This window comes from Chitinimonas taiwanensis DSM 18899, from assembly GCF_900119825.1.
Classification (GTDB): domain Bacteria; phylum Pseudomonadota; class Gammaproteobacteria; order Burkholderiales; family Chitinimonadaceae; genus Chitinimonas; species Chitinimonas taiwanensis.
Genome location: NZ_FPKR01000007.1, coordinates 219,591 through 226,332, shown reverse-complemented (window position 1 = coordinate 226,332; position 6,742 = coordinate 219,591). Strand labels below are relative to the sequence as shown.

Sequence of the window (6,742 nt, the reverse complement as noted above, 5' to 3'; positions counted from 1 at the left end):
GCGTCGAACAGCGCCGTCGGGTCGAACAGCTGGACGAGCGCGTTCGGCAGGTCGGCGAGCGACATGGCCATAGGGTTTCCTCCCGTCAATGCCGCATAGGCATAAGTTGCTGCGCACGGTCCGTAAACCATGCAAGGCGTTATTAGTAGGGGCGCAGTTTAATGGCTGGAATATGACATCAGCAAATCAGGGAGGACTGAAATAGTGCCAAGTACATGTCTTGGCAATGCTGCTCTGCACCAAGCTTCACACGACCATCCCTTGCAGACCCTTGCTGTATATGGCTTTCGGGCTGCTCAGTGCGCGCACCCGCCCCCTTGCCGCTCACTCACCAAGCCGGCTTGGGAATAGTGCCAGCACCCCGTGCAGCGCCGATCTTGATGCAAAACAGACCGATACAAGACAAAAAGCCAAGCCGGCGAGTCGCGGGCTTGGCTTCGGGGTGTTCGTGCTGTAGGGCGCGCTTAAGGTAGGCGCAGACAGTACTTGTCGTAGTCCTTTTCGATCTTCTTTTGCTTGGCCTGCATCTTTTCCATATCCCAGGGCTGCACGCGCCCCATGCTCTTACGTTTGTCGATCACTTTAAGCTCGGTCACGTATTTATCGCAGCGGGCTTTTTCCTTGCCCTGCAATTGTTCGTAATACACAGCCGAATATTTCTCCGGCAATTCGGCTAGGGCACTGACGGAGACCAGCAGGATCAGGGTCAAACGGGGCAACATGGGATGCTTTCCTTTCGGGCTTGCTCAAGCAAGGCAGCGTGCAATTGCTGCGCCAAGTCGAAATTGTGCCAGCTTTGCGCGCCGCATTGGCGTACCGGCAGCACGCCCGCCAGGCTATTGCTGAGTAGCAACGCATCGACCTGTGCCAGCCGGTCGGCACCAAACGCTTGCTGACAAATCTGCACACCCATGCCCGCCGCCAGTTCCAGCACCAGGCCACGCATGGCGCCGGCCACGCCACAGTCGGCGAGCGGGTGGGTATACAGGGCATTGCCTTGCAGCAGATACAGATTCGTCATCACCCCTTCGACCAGTTCGCCACGCGCATTACACATCAGGCCATCAAAGATGCTGGCGTCTTGCCATTCGCGCCGCGCCATCACTTGGTCAAGCCGGTTCAGATGCTTAATGCCCGCAAGGCCAGGCTGGATGCTCAGCGGCCACGCGCATAGCCGGAGCTGTACGCCCTCGGTGCGCAGGCTATCCGGGTAATCGGGCAGCGGCGCCACTTGCACGATACGCGTCGGGCTGGCGCTGGGGTCGCAGGCATAGCCGCGGGCGCTCACACCACGGGTGATGATGATCTTGACCGCGGCCGAGGCGGGCGCGAGCTGAGCGAGGTCAGCCAGTAGCAGCGCTGCCTCCGGGCAGACGATGCCCAGTGCCGCGCAGTCGGCCTGCAGCTTGGCATAGTGACGCGGCCAGGCCAGCAAGCGGCCCTGCTCGCAGCGCAGAGTACGAAACACCCCATCGCCATAGGCGAGGCCACGATCGCGTACTGCGATATGGTCCTGCGCCACGCCGTCGACCAAGGTGTTCATGCCCCAAGCGCCCGCAACAGCCCGCGCGCCTTGGCGCGGGTCTCGTTTAACTCGCGCTCGGGGTCGCTATCGGCCACGATGCCGGCGCCGGCACGGAAGTAGAGCGCGTCACCATCCTGCATAAAGGTGCGGATCAGGATATTCAGATCGAGCGAGCCATCGCGATTGATATAGCCAAGGCTGCCGGTATAGGCGCGGCGCGGGCGCGCCTCCAGCTCGCGAATGATCTGCATGCAGCGCACCTTGGGGCAGCCGGTGATGGTGCCGCCCGGGAAGAGCGCGCGCAGCACCTCGGCCACATTCAGGCCGGGGCGAATCTGGCAGCTGACCGTGGATTCGAGATGATGGACATAGGTGTAGCTGGTCACTTCCATCAACGCGTCGACCTTGACCGAGCCGGGAACGGCGATACGACCGAGATCGTTGCGCTCCAGATCAATCAGCATGATGTGCTCGGCACGCTCTTTCTTCGACGCGATCAGGCGTGCCTTCTGCGCCTCATCTTCCTGCTGATCGCTTGAACGTGGATGGGTGCCGGCAATCGGGCGCGTCTCCACCCTGCCCTGGCGGTCGATACGCACCAGGCGCTCGGGCGAGGAGCTGACGATGGCCTGCGCCTGCCCAAGGTCCACATAGGCCGAGAAAGGCGCCGGATTGGCGCGGCGCAGCTGGGCGAACAGATCACGCGGCCCGGCGCCACCGAGCAAGCGAGCATCCCAGCCACGCGACAGATTGACCTGGAAGACATCACCGTCGCGGATATAGTCCTTGCAGCGCAAGGTACCGGCCAGAAACGCTTCGGGTGCGTCTTCGCTCAGATCGGCAACTTGAATCGGCGCGGGCTGGAAGCTCGGTACGGCAGACAGGCGGGCTTTCAGGCTATCCAGCTGCGCCGCCGTCTCGGCCACCAGTTCGGTACGGCCGCTATCGCGCCGTACCAGAATCGCTGCCGGCACGCGCGCCAGCAGGCCGAGCGGAAAGCCCTGATCGGCACGCGGCGGCACGCTGGGCTCCAGCGTTTCCAGCCATTCATAGCCAAGATAGGTAAACCAGCCGCCGGTAAAAGGCAGGTCTGATGCGGATGGCTGCGGTGCGACCGGGATGGCAGCGAGGTCGGCGAACAGGGCTGCACCTTCCTGCGCGCCATACACCCGCAGCGACTCGGGTAGCGCAAACAGGATGTCCCAGCCGGTGTCGCCGGCGGACTCAAGCAAATAAGGGAAGTCGGCCGGGTAGGCCGCGGCCAGCGCCAAGAGGTCGGGCGCCTGGTCGAGCGAGAGGCTTGGCATTGCTGCACCATGAAAACAAAACGCCGCGCAGTCTCCCGCGCGGCGTGATGCTTGGCAAGCGCCTTCCAGCGTTTAGATGCGCTTGAACACCAGCGTACCGTTGGTGCCGCCAAAGCCGAAGGAGTTGGAAATCGCCACCCGGATCGGCAGATCGCGCGCCACATTGGCCACGTAGTCGAGGTCGCAACCGCCTTCCACATCCTGCTCGAACAGATTGATGGTGGGCGGGCTCTTCTGGGTGTGAACAGCCAGCACCGAATACACGGCCTCCACCCCACCGGCGCCGCCCAGCAAGTGGCCGGTCATCGACTTGGTCGAGTTCACCACCAGCTTCTTGGCGTGCTCGCCAAAGGCGCGTTTGACCGCCATGGTCTCGGCCACATCGCCCAACGGCGTGGACGTGCCATGCGCATTCACATAGTCGACCTCATCGGCATTCACGCGCGCATCGCGCAGCGCAGCGATCATGCCGCGTGCAGCGCCATCGCCGTCTTCGCACGGGGCGGTCATATGGTGTGCGTCGCTGCTCATGCCAAAGCCTGCCAGCTCGGCATAGATGGTGGCGCCACGCGCCTTGGCGTGTTCATACTCTTCCAGCACCAGCACACCAGCGCCCTCACCCATCACAAAGCCATCACGGCCTTTGTCCCACGGGCGGCTGGCCGTGGTCGGGTCATCGTTACGGGTGGACAGCGCCTTCATGGCCGCAAAGCCACCAATGCCGAGGCGGGCAATCGCGCATTCCGCACCGCCGGCCACCATGATGTCGGCATCGCCGTACTGAATGGTGCGTGCCGCATCGCCGATGCAATGGGCGCCGGTAGTGCAGGCGGACACGATGCCATAGCTCGGACCCTGGTAGCCCTTCATGATCGATACATGGCCGGCGATCATATTGATCAGCGAGCCCGGGATGAAGAAGGGGCCGATCTTGCGCGGGCCGCCTTCGTGCAGCGCCACGCCAGTTTCCTCGATCAGCGGCAGGCCGCCGATACCCGAACCGATATTCACCCCGACGCGGGTCTTGTCCAGGCCCTCAATCGCATCGAGACCGGCATCCGCAATCGCCTGGAAGGCGGCAGCAATACCGTAATGGATAAAGACATCCATGCGCCGTGCGTCTTTGGCGTTGATGTATTGGGTAGCGTCGAAGCCCTTGACCTCGCCAGCGATGGTGCACGCCAGGTCTGAAGCATCAAAACGGGTAATCGTGCCAATACCGGACACGCCGGCCAGCAGATTGGCCCAACCCGTGGCGACATCGTTACCGACCGGCGAGACATGGCCCAGACCGGTGACGACAACTCTGCGTTTGGACATGGAGAATTCCTTCTTGTAACAAGGTCATGCCAGCCAGCATACGGCAGGCCCATGACAATGTAGCGATCTCAAACAAGCAACCGCTCAAATCAAATGGTTGATACGACAAGACCCCGGCGCGAGTGTTTCGCACAGGGGTCTTGACTGGTTCAACAGGGACACACCCGCGCAGGGTGCGCTCTATTTCCCATGCTGGACTTACTTGCCCAGGTGAGCCTTAACGTAGTCAACAGCTTGCTGAACGTTAGTGATCTTCTCGGCTTCTTCGTCCGGAATTTCGCACTCGAATTCCTCTTCGAGCGCCATCACGAGCTCAACGGTGTCGAGGGAGTCGGCGCCCAGGTCTTCAACGAAGGACGAGTCGATCTTGATATCGGCTTCGTTGACGCCCAGTTGCTCGGCGACGATCTTCTTCACGCGTTGTTCGATATTTTCCATTCTTGAACCCAAGCCTTTCGTGTTGGATGGTCAAAAGCGCCCGCATTCTAACAAAAAACACGGCGCGCAAGTAAAAGCACTAAAAAATCAATTAATTCATGAACATACCGCCGTTTACATGCAGGGTATTGCCTGTCACGTAAGCAGCTTTGTCGCTGGCGAGGAAGGTGACCGCATCGGCGATCTCCTCCGGCCGACCCAAGCGTTCCAGCGGAATCTGGGCAAGCAGCTTCTGCTTGTAGTCCTCTGCCAGCACGGCGGTCATATCGGTATCGATAAAGCCCGGTGCCACGCAGTTGACGGTGATATTGCGGCTGCCCACTTCACGGGCCAGCGATTTGGTGAAGCCCATCATGCCCGCTTTGGCGGCGGCATAGTTGGTTTGCCCGGCAGAACCCGACGCGCCCACCACCGAGGCGATGCTGATGATGCGCCCCCAGCGGGCCTTCATCATGCCACGCAGTACAGCTTTCGACAGGCGGTAGACGGAGCGCAGATTGGTGTCCATCACCGCATCCCAATCGTCTTCCTTCATGCGCATCAGCAGCTGATCGCGGGTGATGCCGGCATTGTTGACCAGCACCGCGACCGGGCCATGCGCCTTCTCGATCTGATCGAGCGCCGCATCCACCGCGGCAGCGTCATTCACATCCAGCGCGAGGCCCGTGCCCTGTAGGCCGGCCTCCTGCAGATAGCCGGCAATGGCTGCGGCACCGCTGTCGCTGGTGGCGGTGCCGATCACGATCGCGCCTTCGCGGCCGAGGGATTCCGCAATCGCGCGGCCAATACCGCGCGATGCGCCGGTGACCAGGGCCACCTTGCCTTGCAAAGACATGCTTGTTTCTCCTTTAGAGTCGATCAGGCGGCGAAGCGCCAGATCATCGAAGCCACCCACAGGCCGATGCCGGCCAGTTGCAGCTTCAAGGGCAGGCCAACGGCGCGCGGGCCGTGGTTCTGCCAGTACTGCAAGAACTTGCCGCCCGCGTACAGCGCAAAACCAGCACCCGCCGCCAGCGACCAGGCCAAACCATTGACCAGACCATCCTGAATACGCGTCACGGCCAACAAGAGCGCCAGCGGGATAAACAGCTTGTCTATCCAGGGCATGCGCACAAAGACTTCCACCAGCTTCATGCCTGGGCTGCCTTCAGCGCATCGAAACTGGCCGGCTCAGTCAGCGCAAACGACTGCAGGCCATCCACAATGCGCTTGTTCAAGCCAGCCAGCACCTTGCCTGGGCCACATTCAGCCACCACGGTCACGCCGTCGGCCTGTAGCTTCTGCACCGTCTCCACCCAGCGCACCGGGCTGTAGAGCTGGCGCGCTAGCGCATCCTTAATCTGCGCCGGATCTTGGTAGGCGCGCACATCGGCGTTATGCAGCACCGGAATACGCGGCGCCTGGATCTCGATCTCGGCCAGCGCGCTAGCCAGTTTTTCGGCAGCCGGCTTCATCAGTGCACAGTGCGACGGCACCGAGACCGGCAGCGGTAGCGCGCGTTTGGCACCGGCAGCCTTACACAGTTCACAGGCACGCTCGACCGCAGCCTTGCTGCCGGCAATGACCACCTGGCCAGGAGAGTTGAAATTGACTGCTTCGACGACCTCGCCCTGCGCAGCTTGCAGGCAGGCCACGCGGATCGCCTCATCATCCAGACCGAGAATGGCGGCCATACCGCCCTGCCCGGCCGGCACCGCTGCTTGCATGGCCTCGGCACGCAGGCGAACCAGGCGCAGCGCATCGGCGAAGCTCAGCGCATCGGCGGCCACCAGGGCGCTGTATTCGCCCAGGCTATGGCCAGCCAGCACCGCGGGTTGCGCACCGCCAGCGGCCAACCAGGCGCGATAGCTGGCTACGCCCGCTACCAGCATGGCGGGCTGGGTGTTGATCGTAGCGTCCAGATCCTCCTTGGGACCATCGGCAATCAACGCAGCGAGGTCAAACCCCAGTACGGCATTGGCCTCTGCCAGCGTGTCGCGCACGACGGCGACTTCGGCAAACGCGTTCAACATACCCAGGGCCTGCGAGCCCTGGCCAGGAAAAACAAAAGCGAGCGACATGGCAAGTCTCCAGATTGCCGCTGCGATCTTCGCCAATTTCCGGCGAATTGCGGGCAACAATCAAGGCTAATACATTCAAGTGGGCGCGATAT

General features: G+C 62.0%; 8 protein-coding genes. All 8 read right to left on the bottom strand.

What is annotated here, in order from left to right:
* Positions 1–464: 464 nt before the first annotated feature.
* A complete protein-coding gene (locus tag BT173_RS10635) occupies positions 465–722 on the bottom strand; it encodes a hypothetical protein (RefSeq protein ID WP_072428623.1) in 258 nt (85 codons plus the stop codon).
* A complete protein-coding gene (gene pabC, locus BT173_RS10630) occupies positions 707–1,543 on the bottom strand; it encodes an aminodeoxychorismate lyase (RefSeq protein ID WP_072428622.1) in 837 nt (278 codons plus the stop codon). The genes BT173_RS10635 and pabC overlap by 16 nt, the downstream gene beginning before the upstream one ends.
* Entirely contained in the window at positions 1,540–2,832 is a 1,293-nt protein-coding gene (locus BT173_RS10625) for an aminodeoxychorismate synthase component I (RefSeq protein ID WP_072428621.1), read from the bottom strand. Before BT173_RS10625 ends, pabC begins: the two co-directional genes overlap by 4 nt.
* Before the next feature lie 72 nt (positions 2,833–2,904).
* A complete protein-coding gene (gene fabF, locus BT173_RS10620; protein WP_072428620.1) occupies positions 2,905–4,152 on the bottom strand; it encodes a beta-ketoacyl-ACP synthase II in 1,248 nt (415 codons plus the stop codon).
* A gap of 198 nt (positions 4,153–4,350) precedes the next feature.
* Positions 4,351–4,590 (bottom strand): acyl carrier protein, encoded by a 240-nt coding sequence (gene acpP, locus BT173_RS10615; RefSeq protein WP_072428619.1) that lies wholly within the window; start codon positions 4,588–4,590, stop codon positions 4,351–4,353.
* 91 nt (positions 4,591–4,681) lie between these two features.
* Positions 4,682–5,425, bottom strand: a complete 744-nt coding sequence (gene fabG, locus BT173_RS10610; protein WP_072428618.1) for a 3-oxoacyl-ACP reductase FabG — start codon at positions 5,423–5,425, stop codon at positions 4,682–4,684.
* A gap of 23 nt (positions 5,426–5,448) precedes the next feature.
* Positions 5,449–5,724 (bottom strand): hypothetical protein, encoded by a 276-nt coding sequence (locus BT173_RS10605; RefSeq protein ID WP_072428617.1) that lies wholly within the window; start codon positions 5,722–5,724, stop codon positions 5,449–5,451.
* Complete coding sequence (gene fabD / locus BT173_RS10600; RefSeq protein ID WP_072428616.1) at positions 5,721–6,650, bottom strand: ACP S-malonyltransferase; 930 nt, start codon at positions 6,648–6,650, stop codon at positions 5,721–5,723. Before fabD ends, BT173_RS10605 begins: the two co-directional genes overlap by 4 nt.
* Between the last annotated feature and the right edge of the window lie 92 nt (positions 6,651–6,742).